This is a genomic window from Shewanella sp. MF05956, assembly GCF_059758055.1.
The window spans coordinates 116,206-139,001 of record NZ_JCAYNV010000014.1 but is presented as its reverse complement, the minus strand read 5'-3'; the positions used below and the strand labels follow the sequence as shown (position 1 = coordinate 139,001).

General features: G+C 41.7%; 16 protein-coding genes and 1 pseudogene. 10 read left to right on the top strand and 7 right to left on the bottom strand.

Going from position 1 to position 22,796, the window contains the following annotated elements; genetic code table 11:
* Positions 1-282 precede the first annotated feature (282 nt).
* The 4 genes from AC19MX_RS16045 to AC19MX_RS16030 all read left to right on the top strand — a co-directional run bounded on the left by AC19MX_RS16045 (position 283) and on the right by AC19MX_RS16030 (position 4,675).
* Positions 283-690 carry a LexA family protein gene (locus AC19MX_RS16045; protein ID WP_182745212.1) on the top strand — a complete coding sequence of 136 codons (408 nt, stop codon included), beginning with the start codon at positions 283-285 and terminating at the stop codon, positions 688-690.
* 12 nt (positions 691-702) lie between these two features.
* Positions 703-1,959: a Y-family DNA polymerase gene (locus tag AC19MX_RS16040; protein WP_498299175.1), complete on the top strand. Its 1,257-nt coding sequence runs from the start codon at positions 703-705 to the stop codon at positions 1,957-1,959.
* A gap of 312 nt (positions 1,960-2,271) precedes the next feature.
* A complete protein-coding gene (locus AC19MX_RS16035) occupies positions 2,272-4,422 on the top strand; it encodes a putative bifunctional diguanylate cyclase/phosphodiesterase (RefSeq protein WP_418358908.1) in 2,151 nt (716 codons plus the stop codon).
* Positions 4,423-4,519: 97 nt separating this feature from the next.
* A complete protein-coding gene (locus tag AC19MX_RS16030; protein WP_445776017.1) occupies positions 4,520-4,675 on the top strand; it encodes a hypothetical protein in 156 nt (51 codons plus the stop codon).
* A gap of 565 nt (positions 4,676-5,240) precedes the next feature.
* On the opposite strand, the gene AC19MX_RS16025 is transcribed toward AC19MX_RS16030, so the two are convergent.
* The 7 genes and pseudogenes from AC19MX_RS16025 to AC19MX_RS15995 all read right to left on the bottom strand — a co-directional run bounded on the left by AC19MX_RS16025 (position 5,241) and on the right by AC19MX_RS15995 (position 9,890).
* Positions 5,241-6,785, bottom strand: coding sequence for an IS66-like element ISSba7 family transposase (locus AC19MX_RS16025; RefSeq protein ID WP_115334129.1), 1,545 nt, complete (start codon positions 6,783-6,785; stop codon positions 5,241-5,243).
* An 84-nt stretch (positions 6,786-6,869) separates the two neighbouring features.
* The gene (gene tnpB, locus AC19MX_RS16020; RefSeq protein ID WP_012088183.1) at positions 6,870-7,214 is read right to left on the bottom strand and encodes an IS66 family insertion sequence element accessory protein TnpB; all 345 of its coding nucleotides are present in this window, start codon (positions 7,212-7,214) and stop codon (positions 6,870-6,872) included.
* A pseudogene (gene tnpA, locus AC19MX_RS16015) lies at positions 7,211-7,480 on the bottom strand (IS66 family insertion sequence element accessory protein TnpA); the annotation flags it as partial. The pseudogene tnpA and the gene tnpB, both read right to left, overlap by 4 nt.
* 91 nt (positions 7,481-7,571) lie before the next feature.
* Positions 7,572-8,144, bottom strand: coding sequence for an HD domain-containing protein (locus tag AC19MX_RS16010; protein ID WP_498299174.1), 573 nt, complete (start codon positions 8,142-8,144; stop codon positions 7,572-7,574).
* A 64-nt stretch (positions 8,145-8,208) separates the two neighbouring features.
* Positions 8,209-8,436, bottom strand: a complete 228-nt coding sequence (locus AC19MX_RS16005) for a hypothetical protein (protein ID WP_498299173.1) — start codon at positions 8,434-8,436, stop codon at positions 8,209-8,211.
* Entirely contained in the window at positions 8,429-9,646 is a 1,218-nt protein-coding gene (locus AC19MX_RS16000) for an Arm DNA-binding domain-containing protein (protein ID WP_498299172.1), read from the bottom strand. The genes AC19MX_RS16005 and AC19MX_RS16000 overlap by 8 nt, the downstream gene beginning before the upstream one ends.
* Positions 9,639-9,890, bottom strand: coding sequence for a hypothetical protein (locus AC19MX_RS15995; RefSeq protein WP_223417388.1), 252 nt, complete (start codon positions 9,888-9,890; stop codon positions 9,639-9,641). The genes AC19MX_RS16000 and AC19MX_RS15995 overlap by 8 nt, the downstream gene beginning before the upstream one ends.
* Before the next feature lie 88 nt (positions 9,891-9,978).
* On the opposite strand from AC19MX_RS15995, the gene AC19MX_RS15990 reads away from it, so the two are divergent.
* The 6 genes from AC19MX_RS15990 (at position 9,979) to AC19MX_RS15965 (ending at position 22,745) form a co-directional block, all read left to right on the top strand.
* The gene (locus tag AC19MX_RS15990; protein WP_223417387.1) at positions 9,979-10,200 is read left to right on the top strand and encodes a helix-turn-helix domain-containing protein; all 222 of its coding nucleotides are present in this window, start codon (positions 9,979-9,981) and stop codon (positions 10,198-10,200) included.
* Positions 10,201-10,854: 654 nt separating this feature from the next.
* Positions 10,855-11,793, top strand: coding sequence for a WYL domain-containing protein (locus tag AC19MX_RS15985; protein ID WP_498299171.1), 939 nt, complete (start codon positions 10,855-10,857; stop codon positions 11,791-11,793).
* A gap of 80 nt (positions 11,794-11,873) precedes the next feature.
* Positions 11,874-13,691 carry a site-specific DNA-methyltransferase gene (locus tag AC19MX_RS15980; RefSeq protein ID WP_498299170.1) on the top strand — a complete coding sequence of 606 codons (1,818 nt, stop codon included), beginning with the start codon at positions 11,874-11,876 and terminating at the stop codon, positions 13,689-13,691.
* Position 13,692: 1 nt separating this feature from the next.
* Positions 13,693-16,344: a DEAD/DEAH box helicase gene (locus AC19MX_RS15975; protein WP_498299169.1), complete on the top strand. Its 2,652-nt coding sequence runs from the start codon at positions 13,693-13,695 to the stop codon at positions 16,342-16,344.
* 96 nt (positions 16,345-16,440) lie between these two features.
* Positions 16,441-20,322: a hypothetical protein gene (locus tag AC19MX_RS15970; protein WP_498299168.1), complete on the top strand. Its 3,882-nt coding sequence runs from the start codon at positions 16,441-16,443 to the stop codon at positions 20,320-20,322.
* A complete protein-coding gene (locus AC19MX_RS15965; RefSeq protein ID WP_498299167.1) occupies positions 20,322-22,745 on the top strand; it encodes a hypothetical protein in 2,424 nt (807 codons plus the stop codon). Before AC19MX_RS15970 ends, AC19MX_RS15965 begins: the two co-directional genes overlap by 1 nt.
* Positions 22,746-22,796 lie beyond the last annotated feature (51 nt).

The following is a 22,796-nucleotide window of genomic DNA, read 5'->3' as shown; positions in this document are numbered from 1 at the left end:
CAATGGCTATGGTTTTATAACAATGAAAGACCCAATACAGCAATTGGTGGTGTCCCACCAAAGCAAAAACTGGCACTAGTGGCCTAAATATCTACTTTTGATCTCAGTTAAAAATGGGGAGATTACCATAGAAACTTAAATAATATAATCAGATAGATATAACGACTGGCTTATGCTGGTCTTATTTTTGAAGAGGTTCCTTCTGCGAAAAAAACATTAAAGATCTAGCAATAAAAATTAGATCGCATAAAATAACTGTACAAATGTACAGTGGTTATAAATATGCGCATTATCCCTATTCATGCAAGTGCTGGTATTACTGGTTTCGAATCTCCAGCTTCAGAATATTTACAGTTAGCATTAAGTCTAGATGAGCTACTTATAGAGCATCCTAGTGCCACATTCATTGGTGTGGCCACTGGTGATTCGATGCAAGGTGTGGGAATTTTCTATGGTGATTTATTGATAGTGGACAGGCATGAAACGGTTCGAGATGGTGATGTTATAGTGGCTAATTTCAATGGTGAGTTTGTATGCAAAATCCTTGATAAACCTCGCAGACAGCTACTGTCATCCAATGAAAATCATCAGCCTCAACCCATCAATGATTATGACTCTTTCAGTATTGAAGGCGTGGTTATCCGCTCAATACGGTGCCATCGACAAAGCCCGTTACTGGCTGGTAAGTAAGGAGAGTGAAACATGTTTGCTTTGGTGGATGCTAACTCATTTTATTGCAGTGCAGAGCAAGTCTTTAGGCCTGATTGGCGTGGTAAACCCATTATTGTATTAAGTAACAATGATGGTTGTATTGTGGCTGCAAATCGGCAAGCCAAAGAACTTGGCATACCTAAGTTTTCTCCTTACTTCAAAGTTAAAGGCATGTGTCAGCGCTTAGGAGTGATTGCTTGCTCAAGCAACTATGAACTCTATGCTGATTTATCCGTGAAAATGATGAACATTATTGGCCGTTTTGCGCCAGAGCAACATATTTATTCCATTGATGAAAGCTTTCTGTCATTTAAACAATGCTATCCAGCAATTAAATGCTTGCGAAGTCAAGGTCAGCTCATTAGACGCGCTGTCTGGAAAGAAACTCGATTACCCGTGTGTGTGGGGATGGGGCCAACTTTAACGTTGGCAAAAGCAGCTAATCACGCAGCCAAAAAATTGCCTGGCTACCAAGGTGTATGCGTCATTGACAATGAAGATGAGCGATTGGCTATTTTACGTGCCATGAATGTCAATGATGTATGGGGCATTGGTCGTCGTATTAGTCAAAAATTAGCATTGATGGATATAAAAAACGCATTAGAGCTTGCCAATATTCCTCCAGGGTTAGCCCGCAAACAATTTAGTATTGAAATCGAGCGAACTGTACGTGAATTAAATGGACTGGCTTGTAAACAATGGGATGAGGCAAGGGCAGATAAACTGCAAATATTCTCGACTCGCAGCGTTGGTGAGCGAATTATAGATTACGATTCTTTGTTGCAAGCATTGAGTAAACATATTGGTATTGCTGCTGCAAAAGCCAGACGACAAGGATCACACTGTAAAACCATGATGATGTTTGCGAGTAATTCACCCTATGATGACCATCCTGCAAACTTTAAAGTGTTGGTGTCTTTTCCTTGCCCAACAAATTGTACAAAAGAGTTAACCCAGGCAATGATCATGGCGGCACCAAGACTTTTTAGGCCAGGAGTGAGATATTACCGAATGGGGATAGGGCTGCTTGATTTAAGCGCTCAAAAACACACTCAACTCGACATGTTTAATTCATCTAAAGCCAATCCTGCATTGATGCAAAACCTAGACGACATTAACCAGCGTTATGGCACTGATACCTTATTCTTAGCCGCTCAAGGGATAGAACAAAAATGGTCGATGCGACGTGATTTACTCACACCACAGTACACGACAAATTGGAAAAGTTTACCTGCGATAAAGTGTTAGATATGTTTTGATTACATCGAGAATAGCAATTAACAATAAATCCTGGGCCAGGTAATTCACCTAATGTTTAAATGCGCGTTGTTACTGCCTATGACGATAGGCCTACATTCTTATACCTAACATTATCCAAGACCCAAGCCGCCTCATTTGACATTTTTGAAGTCTATCTTATATTGTGGAGTAACTATTCGTTTTTTCACCAAGTTTTGTATCAATATTGAAAGCAGGAATATGAACTCTGATCAATTAACAAAAAAATTGTTCTTTTTAAAGCCGATTCAATCCACACTTTTGTTAAAAAGTATATAAACCATGCACGAAAATAAGATAAGCACAGAGGTTAAAGAGTTAGTTTTAGATGCGACCAAAGTCGGGGTGTGGGATTGGAGTGTAGAGAAAAATGGTCTTGTTTGTAATGAACGTTGGGCTGAAATTATAGGGTATAGCTTATCTGAGCTAATGCCAATTGATTACCAAACTTGGATAGATGTACTTCACCCAGATGATTTGCCTAAGGCAATTAGAAATTTTGATTATCACTGTCAAGGTCAAAGTGACCTTTGTGAGTTAGAAGTTCGTTTAAAACACAAAAATGGTCATTACGTGTGGATATTGTCTACAGGTAAAGCTATTTCATGGGATGCTGATGGTAAACCCACTCGCATGATTGGAATACACCAAGAAATTGATTTTCGTAAGCGACAGGAAGAATTACTAGCTACCACAACCGAGTTATTAAAAGAATCTCAAAGGATAGGAAAATTAGGTGGTTGGCAATTCAACTTAAATAATGGTGAATTGATTTGGACAGATGAAACTTACAGAATTTATGAAACTGCTCCTCAAGAATTTACTCCTACTATCGAGCTGGTTGTAAGTTATTTACATTCTGATTCGAAAAAGATTTTTCAAGATGCTTTTGATGCAGCAATTAAACTTGGTAAAGAATATGACTTAGAGCTTGAGACTTATACAACAAAAGGACAACTTATTGACGTTAGAACGACCTGTAATATAACGTATTCTGATGGTGTTATTATAAAAATAAGTGGTATTTTTCAAGATATTAGCGATGAAAAAAATAATCAACGCAAACTTGAAAAAAGCAATCAGGTATTAAAAGAAGTCAATGAGAAATTAAAGTATGCTGCAAACTATGATCAATTGACACATTTACCAAATAGAAATCTACTCGCTGACAGAATGCAACAAGCGCTTATCAAAGCTCAGAGATATAATAAAAATATAGCAATAGCCTTCTTAGATCTAGATGGATTTAAAGAGGTAAATGATGCCTATGGTCATGACATAGGTGACGAGTTTCTGTGCTTTGTTGCAAATAGGTTTAAAACAGTTATACGAGAACATGACACTCTTGCAAGATTTGGCGGTGATGAGTTTGTTTTGATTCTTGATGATTTAGACAGTCACCAACAAGCAAGAGATATCTTGCAGCGAATTCTTTCATCAATCGCAGAAAATTTTGTTATAAAAAATAAACTCCTGTCAGTCACAGTGAGTATTGGGGTAACTTTTTATCCTGAAGACGATAGCTACGCTGACATACTAATTCGACATGCTGATCAGGCTATGTATAGAGCTAAAGAGCAGGGAAAGAATTGCATACATGAATTTGACTTTGAAAATGATGTAGCCATAAAGCAACAGTACCGAGAACTTGAATACATAAGCAAAGGGTTTAATAACAAAGAGTTCGTTTTATATTACCAACCCAAAATAAATATGAAAACTAATGAAATTATAGGTTTAGAGGCACTTATTCGATGGCAGCATCCGACAGAAGGTCTTTTGCCACCATTTCGATTTTTGCCTTACATTGAAGGTTCATCCATGGAAATTGAATTAGGTAAATGGGTAATTGACCAGGCAATAAAACAACTCAATGAATGGCGCAGCATAGGAATAACCATACCAATAAGTGTGAATGTCAGTCCATTACAACTTCAACATGAAGATTTTATAAAACAATTAAATGAAGTTTTATTTCTCAACAATAATTTTCAAGCAGGTCAACTTGAATTTGAGATCCTAGAATCCAGTATTATAAAAGATACTCAGCATATTGCTGACGTTATTAATCAATGTAAACAATATGGGATATGTTTTTCGTTAGATGATTTTGGTACGGGGTATTCATCTTTAAGTTATTTGAGGAAGTTGATGACGGATGCTGTAAAAATAGATAAATCCTTTGTAATTGACATGTTAGAAGATATGGATGATCAAGCGATTGTAAAAAGTATTATTGAATTATCGAAGACTTTTGGTCGTTCTGTGATAGCTGAAGGCGTAGAAACCAAAGAACATGGTGAACAATTACTCAAGATGGGATGTTATAAAGCGCAAGGCTTCGGTATAGCCAGGCCAATGACAGCTTGCGCAGTACCTGCTTGGATTCAGTTGTGGAATTCGTCTCCACCTTGGATTTGTGCCAGAATATAGGTTTTATTCGATGGGGTGAGCAATTTAACTGTACTAGCACTCAATGTTTAGTCCTAATGTTTAAAGCTTAATGGGCCTATCCATGTCAATGAGGTAAATGATGATTTCAGAATTTTTGAGTTACGATCTCGCCCTGTTTTCAATAGGCATTGTCATCATTGGTGCTTTAACTCTGGGTATTTATCACATCATTATCTTTCATTCATTCAAGGCTAAACAAGCTGAAGATAAAGACGAGCAGTCCATGAAGTAAGTTGCAGTAATCACCTGAAATTGGCTTGCCATACATCTTGAACTAGCAGGGGTTATTACAACAGATATTTCGGAGTTTGATGACTGCTGTTATGCTTTTTACAAGACGCAGTGGAACCACATAACGTAAGAGGGTAATATGTCAGTAGCAATGTCTTTTACTATCATCGGGCTATCTCTTTTAGCGACCTTTAGTATACTCTATTACCTGAGTCGAATATTCGGATAATCCCACTCTTTAAAAAGCCGCCTTCGAAGCGGTTTTTCTCATTTCTTAACAAGTGATTGATATCATTTAGATTAAATTTAAGCTAAATTCTTTTCAGTCGAATTGATTATTCATCGAGTGAGTTGTAGATTAACTGCTAATGCCCAATATTATTTTCTGCCCATCATTTGTATAAAACAACGATTAAAAGAGAACTTTATCTAACAATATTCAATGAGCTTAAATTTTTCTCAGCCCACTCCTTTACGCTACTCATTAATATGCTCATCCTTTCAAGCCTCCTTGATTTAGCTAGAGCTATTGAGTCTATGTAAGCGGTAAATGAAGCAGTGAAGCGTTAATCGATATTGCTTAGATCAACATTCCACGGCATTAAATCGGTCAAATCGTCGGTAGGTAGACGCTTGGGCAACTCGGTAAACAAGTGCCTGAAGTAATAATATGGACTGATATCGTTCGCGCGACAGGTCATCACTAAACTGTATAAGTTCGCACTGGCATGCGCGCCGTTGACTGACGTTGAGAACATCCAGTTTTTGCGCCCCGTTGTAAACGGGCGAATATCTCGTTCGGTGACATTATTGTCGATGCTAATATCGCCATCATCAAGATAAGTTAATAATTTCGGCCATTGGTTTAGGGCGTAAGTAATGGCTTTACCTAGATATCCTTTGGGAAGTACCTGTTGTTTCTCCAGCCAGGTTTTAAACTCCGCTAATATTGGTACCGCTTCTTGTTTTCTTAATTGTTGTCGCTCAAGAGCACTGAGTTGTTTGGAGCGTTTTTCAATGGCGTAGAGTTTGGCAATATAGCTCAGTGCAACTTCGGGCTTACCTGCTTTTTTTGACGCACTCGCTTTTTGTGCATCGGTGAACTTTCGACGCACATGTGCCATGCAGCCAGCATGGGTGACATCTTTTAATGTGCCATAAGCACCGTACCCATCTGTCAGCAAATACCCAGAGAAACCTGATAAGAACGCTTGCGCGCAACGGCCAGCACGGCTTGGATGATAGTCATAAATCACGATAGGCGATTGGACAAACTCACCACTGCGATACACCCACATATACGATTTAGTTTCGGCTTTTCTATCTTCTTCACGAAGCACTTGCACGGTGGTTTCATCAGCACAAATCAGCTTTTCATTGAGCAGTTGTGACTGCATTGCATCAATAATGGGCTGTACTTTCATGCCTAATTGCACACACCAATTGGCTAAGGTCGCTCGGCTGATATCAATACCTGAGCGGGTTAATATATCCACCTGGCGATAAAGTGGAAGTGCATCAACGTATTTTGCCGTCACAACGGCGGCAAATGCCTCGGCACTACCAATACTTTTAGGGATTAAACTGGGTGGCTTAGGGGTGGTGATAATGCGTGAACTTGTTTGTGTTTTTTCACACTGGCGACAGGCATATTTTACCCGTTCATGGCGGATAACCGTCACTTTTTGTGGAATAATTTTAAGTTCTTCACTGGTTTCGACGCCGCATTGGTGTAATGGAGACTGACAGCATTCACAACAAGGCGAGTCAATCTCATGTGTGATAACTTCACGCTCTAGCGCTTCAGGTAACGGTTTACGGCCTGTTTTCTTTGTTGTTTGCGTTGATGGCTCAGCAATATCTTGTTGCTCGGCCTCGTTGAAGGTGCCTTTGGCGACTTTTTCACTCTTAGAAGAAAACCGCTTAGATTGACTTAAATTTAATTGCTCAATTAACAACTGGATTTGTGTTTTAAGCTCGGTGATTTCTTCTTGAGCAACAAGCACTTCTTCCTTGGCTAATGACGCTTGTGCCTGTGCAATGTCAGCAGCTTGTTGCAGCTGCAGTACCATGGCCTTAAGTTGCTCAATATCATCAGGAAGTGTTGTCATTATTAGCGAAGTTTGTATTCATTTCTCCTTATTGTGACAGCGAAAAAGGATCGTTCAAGCATAAAAATGTGATCGCCTTTTTGATCACACTGTTAGGTTAGTTATTGGTCGATGTGCTCTGTGATGCTCGATAGATAACCCCGATAACAGCCAATTCAGCTGGGCCTTGCTGATATGTAGTGCGCCATCGTGTGTTGGCTTTGGCCACTTAAAGGTGCCTTTTTCTAACCGCCGATAATAAAGCCAAAAGCCATTAGTGTCCCAAAACAAGATTTTGAGTTTATCTCGATGACGATTACAAAAAATAAACCAGGATTCGCTAAACGGGTCCATTTCAAGATGTTGTGCAACGATAAGCGATAGGCCATCGATAGACTTACGCATATCTGTGACACCCGTGACGAGATAAACTTGAGCAGATGGTGTCATTGTAGGGCAGCAACCCAATGCTGGATTTGGCTAGCGCTTAAATGAATTGGCAACTGAGCACGCAAACCATTTGCAAGGGTTAGCGTGACAACGTTTTCACTCACGACGGATGTATCGGTCACAATGATGGGTTGCAATCGTTGTGGCTCCGGCTGTGTTCGGAGTTTTTTGGCCCATGTATAAAAGGTTTGATAGCTTATGTTCTGCTCAGCGCAAAACTGAGTGATGCTAATGCCACTTTGTTTTTGCTGCTCGATTAATGAAGACCAATACTGGTGTTATTCTTGTGATGACATAGTGCCTCCTTAAATTGGTGAGGTACTATGACAACTATTTTTATGATTGAGTATGTGGGGTTTATTTACCGCTTACGAGTCTATACATCACGTTGCCATTTACTTTAGTAAAGTAATAATGTGACGGTAGAGCGTCAAATTGAATTTTGGCATAGTTAGATTCGGCAGAGCTTCGATCCGCTTGTTTTAATACATGTTCAATTGGGTAGCGAGTCTTGTGTCCGTATGGTTTCCCGGCTAAAAGCTCGGTTAACATCGAAAATATTCGGCTGTTACGACTCCCTAATTCACCTAGCGGTTTAGCTAGTAAGGCAAATGTATAGCTCTCATGGGGGCCTGAACAATATTTTTCATTGTTCATGTTGAGTGCAGGGTAGATTTTACCAATATCATGAAATAACGCCGCAACTAGGCCTGTTTGGCACTCTATGTCTGAATGACCTAGATGTTTAGCATTTTGATAAGTCATTTCAGCTACCTCAATACTATGCTCAAATAGGCCACCAAGATAGCAATGATGATGCTTAAAACTGGCTTCAGAGCGCATGAATAGCTTAAGTACTTCTTCATTATTTAGGATAAAAACGACGAAAGGCAGTAGCTCCTTAACCGACACAAAACTGAGCAGTTTCAAAAATCGACCAACCAGCCCTTCATTCTTATTGTGAGAAAAATTCACCATCTTGATAAATTGCCCTTCAGTGCATTGAATGTGCACAGGTTTGACAGCACACCACAGTATTACCTTGATAGTCGTGTGCTATTACCATTTGTGCCAGACCATGAGTAAACTGACAGTTCCTGGCGGTTTCTGCTGTCATAATTGCGTTAACAACGTTATTGGATGAAATAAATTCACAGTTTGCAGTAGGCAGATGTGCACCAAATTGAATATTTTTAACCCAGACAAATATTGGTTTATTCATCAACATTCTCCAACATGGTATTAAAATTAACTTGTTCAATAAGACGATCAAACGCACTTCCATCTTGTCTTGTCGCGTTGGGTACATAGCGGCTATAGACTTCAAATAACATTTTGGTCGTGCTATGCCCCATTTGTTTTGCAATCCATTCTGGGTTTTCTCCTGCGGCTAACCATAAGGTCGCGCATGTATGCCTAGTTTGGTATGGGCGCCGTTTTTTTAAGCGCATTTCATTCAATGCAGGATACCAAACACGTTTTGTTACGTTGCGATGATCAAGAGGGTTGCCATTGGCATTAGAAAATACATAATCCTTATTGCCAGTGACTTTCCGCTGTCTTTTAAGTGCATCCACAACAGGTTGAGACAATTGAATACTGCGATAAGACGCCGATGTTTTAGGTGTTTCAACATTTCCGTCAACCAGCGTTTCCTGGATCAAAATTTCGTTTCGGTCCAAATTAACAAATTGCCATTTAAGTCCATCGATTTCAGCCGTTCTCATTGCGGTAAAAAATCTCACAATGTAATAGTCTTTAAAGTCATCACGTACTCTAGACAAGAAAAACTGCACTTCTGCCAGTGAAAACGGTTCAATAGCCGTCTTATCAATCTTTAACGGTTTGATATTGATAAACGGAGTAGGGAAGTCAAAGCGCATAGCTGCTTCATTTAAAATGCCACGCAAAGGTGTCATCACATGATTGATCCAATCATTACTGAGCTTATTCGAATGCTTTCGCTTAGGTTGAATAATACTCGCGCGGTATTTGATAATTTGTGGCCGTGTTATTTGGTCTAGGTTAAATGAACCAAACTCAGGGATTAAATATTTTTCAAAAATCATAGTCACATTTTTATTATGGCTAATCTTCCAATGAACTCGGTTTTCAGCAAGCCATTCGCTAGCGAATTGACTAAAAGTGGGAATATTAAACAGTAAATGCTCTGTCGGTTCTGGTTCACTTTCCTTGACTAACTTGATTTGGTCATCATATTTTTTAAAATCCTCACAACGTTTACTATCAGGAAAGATGTCTGAGTAAACAAAGCGATCCAATCGGATTTGAGCTTCTATATTACGTAACACACCCTCTAACCGACTTCGGTTAAGCTTGGTATCATTTAAAGACGTCTGTTCACGACATCGAATACCCTGATAGTAAAAATCAAAAAAAAGTTTTTGGTTACGGGATCTGATACTAGCCATGACAAATACCTCCCTTAGCCATAGGAATAATGACCTTTTGAGTTTGGTATCTGGTATGTTGATACAGTTCTTTTTCTATCTGTTCCCACACATAAAAAATTTTTCGTGATCCAAACGGCCTAATGTAATGAACTCCTTCAAAAAAAACCTTGTCCTTCAATTTACTGTTGATGTAATCTGGATTGAATTTTATGAGTGGTGAAAGCTCTTTAGCAGTAAGCAGTGTTTTTGGCTGTAAACTCATTTTGTATCCTCACAAGAAACTTAAGCTAATTTAACCACACTTCAAGTTTCTTGCAAGGATACTTTTGATAATATTTAGATATAAAAACATGATTAAATATAACCTAAAAGAATTAATAGCTAAAAAATCATCAATAGAAAAACGAAAAATCACACTTGATGAAGTTGCTACGGCTGCAGGTGTGAACAAGGCTGCTATCTCTAAAATGTCTTCTAATACCAATTATTCAACAACCACACGCACACTTGATGCTTTGTGTATTTACTTTGACTGTAAAGTTGAAGACATCATTGAGCATGTTAAGCCTTAAATTGTTATTGATACTTAAATGACTGATACGATTTTTTGTTTTTTAGATTTATCTCGATAGGCGGTCAATCATTTGTCTTTTTTCCTCCCATGTGATTTGCATTCACTTTCTAAAAACTTTAATAAGTAAGTCGATTTACTCAGGTGAAGTGTTCGCCTCATTGGCGATTTTTTAATTGTTAACGTCCTAAGGTCTGTGCAGGCAGTAGTTGTTTGGCGGGGCAGGTTAGCGAACTACGCGCTCTGATGTGTTTTGCTATAGGACGTGGAATATCTCATAGCAATAATATAAGTGATATCGCTGTTTTGTGTTACCTGATTACTCGGTAAGCGCATTGATATCTGCTATCAATAAGACCAAGAGCATGACATTTAATCACAAGCACTGAGCGATAATTGCAATTAAGATCATAAAGTTGTCGCTTAGTCTTCCCTACAAAATAATTTGTGATAGGATGATACCTAATAAAATTAATTAGGTTGAAGCCTATTCAGTGTTTATGGCCATCTGTCCAGCTTCAACCAGTAGAGATTGATTAGTCATTGCGGATAAAGAGCAGCTTTATGCCATGCCGTTCAATGTGATTAAGCAATGTCTGACCGTATTTTATAAACAGAGTTTTAAGAATCTGGTTGAATTGGATAAACAAGACGCATGACAAATGATGGTCTGAAACAAACGGTAGTGGCGAAGCCAGATAGGCTTTCGCAGATAGCGCAGTTGCCACAAGCAACCAGGGATCGCATTGCCCATATCGATTTCACCTTATTGTTTAAGGGAGAAGCGGTACGGGCGGATTTAGTCGATCGCTTCAGCATAGCGGCCGCACAAGCAACGAAAGACTTCACAATGTACAGAGAGCTTGCACCAGGCAACATTGAGTATGACCAAAAGCTCAAGTTGCATAAACGTGGTGAAGCATTTAAACCCTTGTTCGACTATGACGTAGTGAGAACGCTGGCGACTATTAGCCAAGGTTACGGAGATGGCTTCACTGGAAAGGTAAAACCACCTCTTGCGTGTGAAGCGCCTTATCACCTTAACAAGCCGAGCTTATCGATAGTGGCGAAAGTTACCGAGGCCATACACAAAGGCAAAGCCTTGAGCATTACCTATGTGTCGTTATCGAGCGGTGAAACAACGCGTGAAATTGTACCGCATACGCTGGTGGATAACGGGCTGCGTTGGCATGTTCGTGGGTTTGACCGCAAGCATGGTGAATTCCGTGACTTTGTACTGACCCGAATTAAAGCAGGTGTTGTTCTTGAAGATTCAATATTGTCGCCCTCTGTTATCAAAGAAAGTGAGCTCGAAACCCAAGACCGGCAATGGAACCGATTTGTTGAGTTGGAGTTAGTACCGCACCCACGCATCGAGCACAGCGAAGCGATTGAACTGGATTATGGCATGACGGGTGGCGTTCTAAAGGTTGAGATTAGAGCTGCAACTGCGGGGTACTTGCTTCGGCTTTGGAACGTCGATTGTTCCGAGGCCGCGTGTTTATCAACCAGCCAATGTCAGCTTGCGTTAAACAATCGAGCCGCGCTGTATGGGGTACAAAACCTTGCAATTGCGCCGGGTTATGTCACTTAGATGATGAGCACAACCCAGACAACCGTTTTTTATTACAAAAGCTTAATCATCCGAATTAAATAAGAATTTAAGGAATACCGATGCCAACGTTGGATTTTAAAGGTAAGCAGTTTGTTTATTCACACCACCTGAGTGTGCCGTTTCGTGAACTAAAAGTGGTTGCGGATAAATCGTTACCGCAGGAAGGCAATACGGCATCATTGGACGACAACCTCATCATCCATGGCGATAACCTCGAAGCCCTCAAGGCGTTACTACCGACTCACGCAGGTAAGGTAGACTGTATTTTTATCGACCCGCCGTATAACACAGGTAATGAAGGCTGGTGTTATAACGACAACGTTCGCTCACCATTGATGCAGGAATGGCTGAAAAAGTCAGCCAATCCCGTTGATAAAGAAGATATGGAACGTCATGACAAATGGCTTTGCATGATGTGGCCGAGGCTTATTTTGCTCAGTGAACTTTTAAGTCAGACAGGATCTATTTTTATCACAATTGATGATAATGAGCAGCATCGATTACGAATGGTCTTGGATGAAATATTCGGAGCTGAAAATTTCTTATGCAATATGATTTGGCAAAAAAGGTATGCTGTTTCAAGTGACTCTAAAGGCATTCCTGAAATGCATGATCATGTTCTCGTGTATGCGAAAGATCTGAGTAAATTTGTACCAAATTTACTCCCTAGAACTTCTAAACAAGATGATGCCTATTCTAATCCTGACAACGACCCTAGGGGGCCTTGGCGTTCTGATAATCTTCTCAGAAATGAGTTTCGAGAAAGAGATCGTTACGCGATAACTAATCCAAATACAGGACAAGTATATTATCCACCATCCGGAGCTAGTTGGAGACACCCTGAGAAAAAAGTTAAAGAGATGATAGCTGATGGGCGCATTTATTTTGGAAAAGATGGAAACGGTGCCCCTCTTCCAAAACGTTATTTGTCGGAAGTTAAGCAAGGTGTTGTTGCATCTGGATGGTTACCATTTACTGAAGCGGGCCACACAGATGAAGCTAAAAGACACCTGAAGACTATTTTTAGCCAAAATATAGAAATTTTCGCAACACCGAAACCAGTTAGATTAATCGAAAGAATTTTGACGATAGCTACAAGCCCTAATTCAATAGTTCTAGATTCTTTTTCTGGCTCAGGTACTACCGCACACGCAGTGCTTGAAGCTAATAAAAAAGACAATGGCAGCCGTAAGTTTATCTTAGTCGAGTGTGAAGACTACGCCGATACATTAACCGCTGAACGTGTTCGCCGTGTAATCAACGGCTACCCCTTCAAAGGCAACCAGAAGCAAGAACTGCTTTCTGAAAAAATCACTTGGTCAGTCTTTGAGAAGAAACATGCTGAGTTGCTTGAAAAAATAGCCAAAGTTGAAGCAAAACACAGCAAAGATTTCGACAAAATCAAAAAAGAACTCAAAGACGGTGTGCTCACAGTCACCGGTGAGCGCAAAGTGGATGAGTTTGCCCCAGGCATTGGTGGTAGCTTCACCTATTGCACCTTAGGGGAACCGATCCAAATTGAAAGCTTACTCACTGGCGAAGCAATGCCGTCATTCGACGCGCTCGCACGTTATGTGTTTTATACCGCCACTGGACAGTCCTTAGAAACTGTCGCGAAAGCTTCTGCCGATGGTTTTATCGGCGAAACAGATTTATTCCGTATTCATTTGTTCTATCGCCCGGATAGCGAATGGTTGCGCTCAAATGAAGCGGCACTAAACGCGGACAAAGTAGAGGTTATAGCTAAAAACAATGCCACGAAAAAGCGCACCATTGTCTTTGCTGTCGCGAAGTTTATGAGCCAGAAGGACTTAACTGAAAAACGCATTGAGTTTTGCCAGTTGCCTTACGCTATCCATCGCATTATGGGGGCGTAACATGGAGTTAAAAGACTACCAAAATGGTGTGCTGGATAAGCTGGACTATTACTTAAAAAAGCTGGCCGATACCAAGGAAAATGCGGAAGACTTTTTTGCTTTTCAGAAAATGAAAGGCAAAGAGGCTCGCTTAACCGATTATGCCAAAGATACGTGGGAAGCTCTGGTACAGGAGCGCCGTATTGACCTACTTAAAGACAAAAGCGGTCACTTGGTGCCCGCACCTTATGTCACAAGATTTGACGGCTTAGAGCGTCCCATTCCTAATGTGTGCCTGAAAGTACCAACGGGTGGTGGTAAAACCTTACTTGGCGTTGCCGCGGTTGAGCGCCTGCAAACGGATTTGTTTACGCAACAAACTGGTATGGTGCTCTGGGTGGTGCCGTCGGATGCCATTTACAAGCAAACCTGGAAACAGTTGGCCAATCGTGAGCATCCGTATCGACAAATGCTAGAGCGTGCTTCGGGTGGGCGCGTAAAAGTGCTCGAAAAGAACGATGCCTTTACCAAGCGAGATACCGACGAAAACCTGTGCGTTATGTTGTTGATGCTGCAATCCAGTGCGCGTCAATCCAAACAAACCTTGCGCATGTTCCGTGATAGTGGTCGATTTACGTCTTTTTTTCCCGTTGAGGATGACAGCACGAAAAACGAGGCGCTGTTGAACAGTATTCGCAATTTAGATTGTAACGATCTTTCAGATTACGGTTGGCAAGAAGGCATAGCGCCAGGCTCAGTGTCAGTCAAACAAAGCTTGGGAAATGTGTTACGCATGGTTCGCCCAGTGATTATTGTGGATGAGGGGCATAAAGCCTATAGCGAAACCGCAAGAGAAACCCTGTGTGGCTTTAACCCTAAGTTTATTCTTGAGCTTTCTGCCACGCCTAATGCTAACGGTAAGCATCACTCAAATGTGCTGGTGAACGTATCTGGGCAAGCGTTGAAAGATGAGCAAATGATTAAGTTACCCATCAACTTAATCAACGAAGACAAAAGTGAGTGGAAGCATACCTTGTCGCTTGCGCACGCTAAATTGGCAGAGCTTGAACAGGATGCCGGACAGCTACAAAACGAAACCGGTCGCTATATTCGTCCCATCATGCTGATCCGTGTTGAGCGCACAGGTAAAGACCAACGAGATTCAGCCTTTGTGCATGCGGAAGACGCCCGCGAATATTTGATAGAAAAACTGGGCGTAAATGAAAATGAAATTCGCCTGAAAACGTCTGACAAAGACGAGTTGGGTGATGATGATTTGCTCAGCGAAATGTGCCCCGTTAAATACATCATCACAAAGGATGCGCTACGTGAAGGTTGGGATTGCCCCTTTGCTTATGTGTTAACCGTGTTGTCAAAAATGACCGCCAAAACGGCAATCACCCAAATGATTGGCCGGGTACTCCGTCAACCACATGCGCGATTGACGCAAAAACCAAGCTTAGATGAGTGTTATGTCTACACCTTTGATCAGGATGTGATGGAAGCCGTTGCCGGTGTTAAGCAAGGTTTAGAAGAAGAAGGAATGGGGGATGTGGCGAATCAGGTTAAAGCCTCACAAGCCAATAAACCCGCCGCAGTAGTGAGCAAAGAAACCTTATTGCGAAGAGAGCGTTTTCGTAGCTTGCCGAAAATATTCTTGCCTCGGGTTTTACATCGTGATGCAGGGTACAAAGACGGCTACCGTTTGTTTGACTATGAACGGGATGTGCTGGGTGATCTAGATTGGGAGTCGTTGTCTTATTTGAACGCTGAGAACTTCCAGTTAGTGGACGATAAGTTAAAACGCACGATTGCCCGTATCGACTACAAAATGTCAAAGGATAACCAAGGTGAATTGGACTTGGCCGATCCGGTCCACGAAAACATCGAGTTTGACCCCAGTGCAGGCCTAGATATCTCGTTTATGGTAAGGCTGCTCACCGATGTTATTCCAAACCCATGGCAAGCCATGCGGGTATTAACGCAGACGTTAGACATCTTGCGTGGTAATGGCGTTTCTGAGGAGGCTTTGTTTACTAACCGCCTTGAACTATTGAAAGAGATGAAGCGCGACATTAAACAGCAGGTCGCGCAATTATCGGAGCAAATTTTCAGATCTAAGTTGGACAAGGGTGATATTTCCCTGCGCCTACTCGCTTCAGATAACGAAAAGCTAAATTGGGAACTGGCGCAAACCTTAGAGGTTAATGTCAGTGAGCATGATCAGGTGCTTCGCCGCAAAGATGGATCTGAACTCGAAAAAAGCCTGTTCGAAAAGGTCTATCAAAATGGGCTGAACAATTTAGAGTGCGACACAGCCTGGTATTTGGATAAGCAAGAGTCTGTGCATTGGTGGCATCGTATTGCAGTGAATCAACGCGAGTACAGCCTGCAAGGCTGGCAAAAGCAAAAGGTTTACCCTGACTTGTTGGTGTGCGTCGAACAGCCAAACTCTGGCAGTTACCGCTTCTCTGTACTGGAAACCAAGGGTGAGCATTTAAAAGGAAACGATGACACTGAGTACAAGCGCCGATTATTTGAGCTGTTAACTGAGCACGTCAAGACGGCGGTAGATGCTGGCGAACTTACGTTGGAAGCAGCGTCGGGTGGTATGTCGTTCAGAATGCTGATGGAAGACAGTTGGTCACAGGAAATCGTGCCTGAGTTGAATTAATGAGTCATTTGTTGGTGTTGTGTTGTCTCCAACCTTGTCGCCCCTTCTAAAAAAGGGGCGAAACTCAAAAGGAAAATCAAGTTAACGAGGATTTAGATGAGTCAGCCAATACCGACTTCTTATAATCAAATCATTGCGCATACGATTGAACAGGCGCTTGCCCTATCGGTTAATGCAAAGAACGAAAATGCTATTGCTGGCTTTTGCCAGTTACAAGGCCCAACAGGTGGTGGCAAAAGTAGTTCTCTTTATCGTAGCCCAGACGGGAAAATTCCAGCGAGCCTTGAATTTATAAAATCCAAAGGGTTGCAGGCCATATTGGTCACCCATCGCTGGAACATCCTGCATGACATTTATGAAAGTGCCACGAGTGCAAAAGACAGCTCGGGTAATCCACTGCTCGTTAGTATCCTTTATGCTCAGGATGAAACTGTTGTTAGTGCGGTTTCGCAACGAGCACTGCCACATGAACAAGGTGTTCAAAGAACTGACTTGCCCGATCCTTATAAGGCCATTGAGGATATTCATGGTTTAGGTGCGTTTCGTTCTAATGCTGATAAAGAGGCTCTCGTCCGTGCTTGCCACAACGTTTCAGCCATCGCCCGTAATGTTGAGTATAAAAAGAAAAACCCTGATTCGATGGGCGTCTTACTCGAACGAGAAGAGCAGGAACTAAGAAAACTGTGTGGCTTTGTCGAACGGACGCTACTTGGGTGCATGTCGTCCTTAGAGAAGGCTGTGAAGTATGCCAGTAAGCACCATGGCAAGACGCATGAGCTCACGGAGCAAGCAAAAGAAAAGCTTCGTTTATTCAGAGAAAATAAATGGGTGCGTCGAATTTTCCCGGCGATTGCCTGGCACGATGATAAGCAACATTTGCTGGTGTTAACAACGCAGAAGCTGTTCGCTTCCTTTTACGACGGTAAACAGAAAGTTAGAATGTCGAGCGGCCAACTGGCCGGAAAGGTTGTATTTGTTGATGAGTTTGATTACCAAGCGGACATTCTACAGACATTACTTGCCCAGTCCCAAATGGTGCAAGAGCCGCCTGAGTGTATTGGCCAATTACTTGAAGGCGGTAAGCGCCTATTAGCGCGAATGCAGTTTGTTACTGCTGAACCTATACCTGAGCTTTACAGTGAGCTTAAACAGCTTATTGCGGAGCTAGAGGAGGATTTGACCAGCAAAGGAGTCGATCTGAATCAGTCTAGGGCACTGGTAATGCCTTTAAAACAGTATGAATCCGGTGTTCCGTTCGAAAGGAAATATCTGTTTCGCTCAGACCACTTAGTAACCAGTGAGCCTTTGCAATTACAGCAAAAACCTCATGGCTTTGAAGTGAAAAGTTATGAGCAAAGCGATGATGTATCGGTTGATGTTGGTGATTTTTTGCGTGTGATGGAGAAATATATCAGACGCTTCAGTTTGCTGTTGTCACAGTTCGCGACCGATGAGTCCGAAGCCTATGAATATCTTGTTCGGCTAAACCGGTTACTGTTTGATCCTGCGAATGATTATCGACCATCCTACTACAGCACAGCGTTACCCAGTTTATCGCTGTTCTCCCTGCCTCGCACTAGCTTGCCTGAGTTAGAAGCGCTCAGCAAATCAAACCGATTGCCTAATACTCAGACGAATATGTTTGGCTTAACAACCTGGCTATTAACCACTGATGAAGCTGAAGCGGATATTGACCCGTTGAGGATCAAGATTAAACGCGCACTATTGCCGACAACACCTGAAGGGTTAATGGTTTCGTTATCGAGTCGTAACCTCGTTTTTGCACTATCCGCAACCTCTTATATCGAAAGGGGGATTGGTCATTTCGATATACGCTGGATTGAAAGCGCTTTGCGTTACGTGGCACAGGCCCGCAATCCACAATGTACCGAGAGTTTTCTGGGCGATAGCTTTGAGCAGCGCCCCGAAGATTGGTTTAAGAAGCTGATTCCATATTTACAAACTGACGAGGATAAGCAGTTACAAATAGCGGTGATCCGCTCGTTGGTTAAAGACAAATCTGAAAAGCGTCGCTCGACACTGAAAACCACGATCCACGACTTTGATGATACTATCAATGCACCAGTTTTTCAGGAGGCAAAACTGCATTTGAACGCTGCATTTTTTGAGGCTGAGCACTCAGATTACAAGTATGAATACCGGCAGTCTGTGTTGTTTAAATTACTGCACGTTCTGCATTTAGCAGCGAATGAGCCACAACATAAAGGTCATCTTGCTTTTGTTAACTCTGTCAAATACCTTCGGAAGTGGTTGATAAGTGATACCGCAGAAAACAGCAGAATGAGCGCGGATTGGCTTGAAATGGAGCGTTTAACCACAGGCGTATTGTCTTCTTTTGACGATGTGTTTATTCCTTTGGCTGTCAACGGTAAGCCCATGATGATTTGCTTACTCAATGCAGAGGCACAAAAGCGAGAAGGATTTGAGCACGCCTATCAAGCGGCGTTCGACTCTGGCCGAACCGTGGTGGTAATGACACAAACTGCATCCGCTACCAATGGCATTAATTTGGACTACTCCTTGCCAGACTCTCAAGGGCAGATGGATCTGACGTCGCTGTTTATTATTGAAAGTAAGCACTTTTACTTTTCACCATGGGATAGCAATGACGATGATGACGAAATGTCTCATGCTGGCTTTCAGCTCAGAAACTTAGAAAAATTAGTCAGGCGTTCAGAATTTTCTCGTAAGCAGCAGCGGCAATTTATTATGCCGTTGATGAATAACTCAGTCGCTAAAATCCAGGAGCTAAACAAGCTCTATAAAGGGACAAATGACTACGTTAAGAATCTTGCCGCTGACGTGCAGCAGCAAGTTGGTCGTATTGAACGTGCTTGGACGTATGTGCCCCATGTCGCCATTCATTTAAGCGATGATGTAGCAGGTCATCTTCGCAACTACGGCCAATTAACCGTTTGTACTAACAACCGAAATTGGGTTTCAAACCTTAATAATCAGCTGATTGATGATCTTACTCATTCCGAAGATGCAACGGTTTCCAACTTTCTTGCCCTGTTGAAAACGCGATCCCAAGATGGCTCTGCTGCGGTAGATATTATTGATAACAAGTTAGTTTCCGCTATCCGAGATGCACGACTAGGTAAGGGTTGTATCGAAGATATTTCAGGACTTTGGCATGAACTAGGCCGCGCTGTATTGCAGCATGATCTCCAATGGATGCCGCAAAACAATACGTTTGGCATTACTGAGCCTTTGTGTCGTTGGGCGTGCTTTGAACGGCCCAAGGAAACAAAGGTTACTGGTGAAACATGGTACGACCCAAAAAGTTGGCAGTTCTTTGCGAAGCGAGCAGCCGGATTGATCAAATATAACCCACAGACGCTTTATGAGGTTGTTAATCAGCAACCTGCCATTTCGGATTGGTTTAATCGTAAAGGTTTTCGAACGTCGTTTCAGCCGTTTGCCAACGACATTGAAGAGCAATTTGCATTTCATCCTGTTGTGATTCAGCGAATTTTACAAGGGCGTATTGGTGAGGAAGGTATTCGCGCACTGCTGAGTGACAAGCAGCTAGCCACTAAACAAGACGTCTACAACCATGAGTTGTTTGAATTATATGATTTTGAGATAGCAAACGCGGATGTTTTTGTTGATGCTAAATTTTGGTCTATAGCTGCTCTGGAGCAGTCGGATGAAGGCTTTGAGCAATGGCTTGCTTCTGGTAAACGTCCTGAATTTGCGCCTTTGGGATTAATTAAGAAGCTGGAAAAGATCCGCCAAATCCGTGGTGAAAACGCCATTTTGGTAATCGCGAACCTATTGACTGGTGAAGATTGTTCCTTATCTGGCTTTTCTGAAATGTTGGAGCCAGTAAAAGTTGAGAATGCTTCAATCCTGTTTCTACCAGGTTGTTTGGTGAGCGATGGATATCAAATGACGTCTGGCTTTAAGTGGTTTTCGAAAATAGTTTGGCAGCGTATGAGGGAGCAAGGTTAATGGATGAAAATAAAGATTTGAGGAAGTTGCCGCTGTCTCATTTGGTTTATTTGAATAGCGAGGTTGATGCAGATAAAGGCAACAAATTTGTGGTTTATCACTATCCACTTCTCAATAACAACTATCAGTGGAAAGAGAAGAAAGCCTGGGAAAAACGTATTGATGCTGAACTAGACAGTCGGCAGTTTGCCTATTTAATGAAAAAAAATGGTAATCAGTTTGGTCTCTATGTTGCTTTGCAAAGTTCAAGTGATATTCCTCCGTCTATTGTAGACGCTGAGTTGCAACCTATTACTCCGGTTCGCGTTGAATATTCACCGGTGTTAAATCCTGTGTGGATTCGACTAATGATGCGATCATTACGGGCTTTTGGTGGTCATTGTAAAGGCGCTTACAGTTTAGGTTGTCCGTTATTGAAAGTAGATAGCTGGGCTGGCGGTGTCAATGCGATCAGCCTAGATTGTAGAACTCAGCAGTTAAAAGATGGAAATACCACAGAGATTGCTCTCTTTTATACCAATGTTCCATTAAGACCATTATCTAATGACGATGATATAGATCGCATTAAGAAGCCTCTATGGGTCTATGACAAAAATAAGGTACTCGTCAGGTGGTATCCTGGCCATGAAAGAAAACCGAGAGGTACGCTGTTTAAAGAAATTGGAAAGAGTAAAAATTCACGTAAACAGCGTCCGTTTCTGGATCTTTCTACACCAACCAGGTTTGAGCAAAGTTGGCCTATGGTGTTAAAACCAGTGCAAGATGCGTTCATCCTTTTTGCGCGTGACTATGGTTTTGAACTTTCAGCTAAAACGTTAAATCTCCAACCACTGACGTTGAAAACAAAGCATAAGGCCAATAAGGCTAAGTCAACATTCCCAAGTATTGAGATATCCGGCGAAATCAAGGTTATAGACCTAAGAGTTAATGCCGTTGTTGCCTGTGAAGAAATCTTAGACTTATTTAAATCGCTAATTGCACAGAAAGGCGTCGATGTTTCGTGGGATTTACTAGATGGAATTGCGGTAAATGACTTTGAACGGATAAAGCTTGACCGTTCGGACCGCGTTTTGATTTTGCTAGATCAGGTAAAAGGTATTGAAGATGATCGTTATCCACTAACGAAGTCGCTAGTTGGACGGTGTGCAGTTCAACATATCAACGTTAATCCTCATGATGTAACGGGAGACCCAGTCGAAAAAGGGTTGTTAATCGAGTCAAAAAGAGACGATGACCCGATAAAGCTATACGTTGCGTCTGAAGGTGGATATTACACCTACAATTACGACTTATTAGATACCAAGGCATACAAAGAAGCGATTATTAGAAAGCTTGAAGTGGTTCTTAAAGAGTTAGAGATCAAACGTTTACTGATTGATTCTGATAGGCCTATTTCTCAAGTCTTGCCATTGCAACGCGCCTGTTTAAACGAATCAACCATTGTGATTACTGATGGTTATTTGTTTACGGTTTCAAACGACAGGCCGGTGTTGATCCCCTTCGATCCCACTGATTCTGGTATGACTTTGAAAACAAATGAGTACCTGGCCAATTTCGAAACATCTGTAGATGATTTGCTCACTTTGATGAATGAGAATTGGCCCTATAGTTATCGTCAGAATGTCGTAATGGATTACTACGGTACTGAAGTTGATAAACAACGACGATTTGCGGCAAGAATTACGCTTGTTTTGAGTAAGGATAAGGACGCACAAGTGTCAATCATGATGCAAGATCCATCTTACGACCAAACGAATGTATTGCCACTGGGTATGGAAGATGCGTTTTCGGATTTAACCAAGAAACAGAAGCCTTATCCGTTGACGGATTGGGTGCTGCCAGATAGTGAAGTATTGCTCCATATTGTCAAAGAGTTGAGTGATGATGGCGTGTTATCCAGCCAAAAGGCAACAATGCGATTTGAAAGTGAGTTACCCGAACTAGTTGAATTATGGCAAGAACAATTAGTTTCGCTTCATCAGAAAAATGAAACGAAGGTGACTTACTATCAGGTAAAAAAAGAGGTTATTCAGCGTTGGTTAGATAAGCGAGGTAAGGAAAAGGACACATCAATCAGCGGTAGTTTAGATACCTTGTTATCTCGATACTTTGATAAGCCTTTAAACGACATCAAACGCTGGATGAGTAACATACCGGGTATTCAACGCATATGGTACGACAAAGAAAAGGGATATTTTGTTGTCGGTGGATTAACCTCACCAAAAGCTCAGTTAATGAGACAGCCAAGCATCCGACAATGGCACACCTTGCAAGGTGAATTGGACATCGAATTACTTGCTGATTTGCTAGATGTTGATTGGGTTCGTATGAATCAGCTTGCGGGTAACCCCTGCGTCACAACACTAATCAAGAGATGGAAAGAGATAAATCCCGACTCAAGAGAAGCGGTTTTGCGCAGTTGAACAGACAGCTTTATTTGTATCTCTGTCACTTTCGAGACTGTAATTAATTAT

Bases quoted from the DNA above. Each gene is read 5' to 3' on its own strand.
- AC19MX_RS16045 (WP_182745212.1), top strand. From the start codon at position 283: ATGCGCATTATCCCTATTCATGCAAGTGCTGGTATTACTGGTTTCGAA.
- AC19MX_RS16040 (WP_498299175.1), top strand. From the start codon at position 703: ATGTTTGCTTTGGTGGATGCTAACTCATTTTATTGCAGTGCAGAGCAA.
- AC19MX_RS16035 (WP_418358908.1), top strand. From the start codon at position 2,272: ATGCACGAAAATAAGATAAGCACAGAGGTTAAAGAGTTAGTTTTAGAT.
- AC19MX_RS16030 (WP_445776017.1), top strand. From the start codon at position 4,520: ATGATGATTTCAGAATTTTTGAGTTACGATCTCGCCCTGTTTTCAATA.
- AC19MX_RS16025 (WP_115334129.1), bottom strand. From the start codon at position 6,785: ATGACAACACTTCCTGATGATATTGAGCAACTTAAGGCCATGGTACTG.
- tnpB (WP_012088183.1), bottom strand. From the start codon at position 7,214: ATGACACCATCTGCTCAAGTTTATCTCGTCACGGGTGTCACAGATATG.
- AC19MX_RS16005 (WP_498299173.1), bottom strand. From the start codon at position 8,436: ATGAATAAACCAATATTTGTCTGGGTTAAAAATATTCAATTTGGTGCA.
- AC19MX_RS16000 (WP_498299172.1), bottom strand. From the start codon at position 9,646: ATGGCTAGTATCAGATCCCGTAACCAAAAACTTTTTTTTGATTTTTAC.
- AC19MX_RS15995 (WP_223417388.1), bottom strand. From the start codon at position 9,890: ATGAGTTTACAGCCAAAAACACTGCTTACTGCTAAAGAGCTTTCACCA.
- AC19MX_RS15990 (WP_223417387.1), top strand. From the start codon at position 9,979: ATGATTAAATATAACCTAAAAGAATTAATAGCTAAAAAATCATCAATA.
- AC19MX_RS15985 (WP_498299171.1), top strand. From the start codon at position 10,855: ATGACAAATGATGGTCTGAAACAAACGGTAGTGGCGAAGCCAGATAGG.
- AC19MX_RS15980 (WP_498299170.1), top strand. From the start codon at position 11,874: ATGCCAACGTTGGATTTTAAAGGTAAGCAGTTTGTTTATTCACACCAC.
- AC19MX_RS15975 (WP_498299169.1), top strand. From the start codon at position 13,693: ATGGAGTTAAAAGACTACCAAAATGGTGTGCTGGATAAGCTGGACTAT.
- AC19MX_RS15970 (WP_498299168.1), top strand. From the start codon at position 16,441: ATGAGTCAGCCAATACCGACTTCTTATAATCAAATCATTGCGCATACG.
- AC19MX_RS15965 (WP_498299167.1), top strand. From the start codon at position 20,322: ATGGATGAAAATAAAGATTTGAGGAAGTTGCCGCTGTCTCATTTGGTT.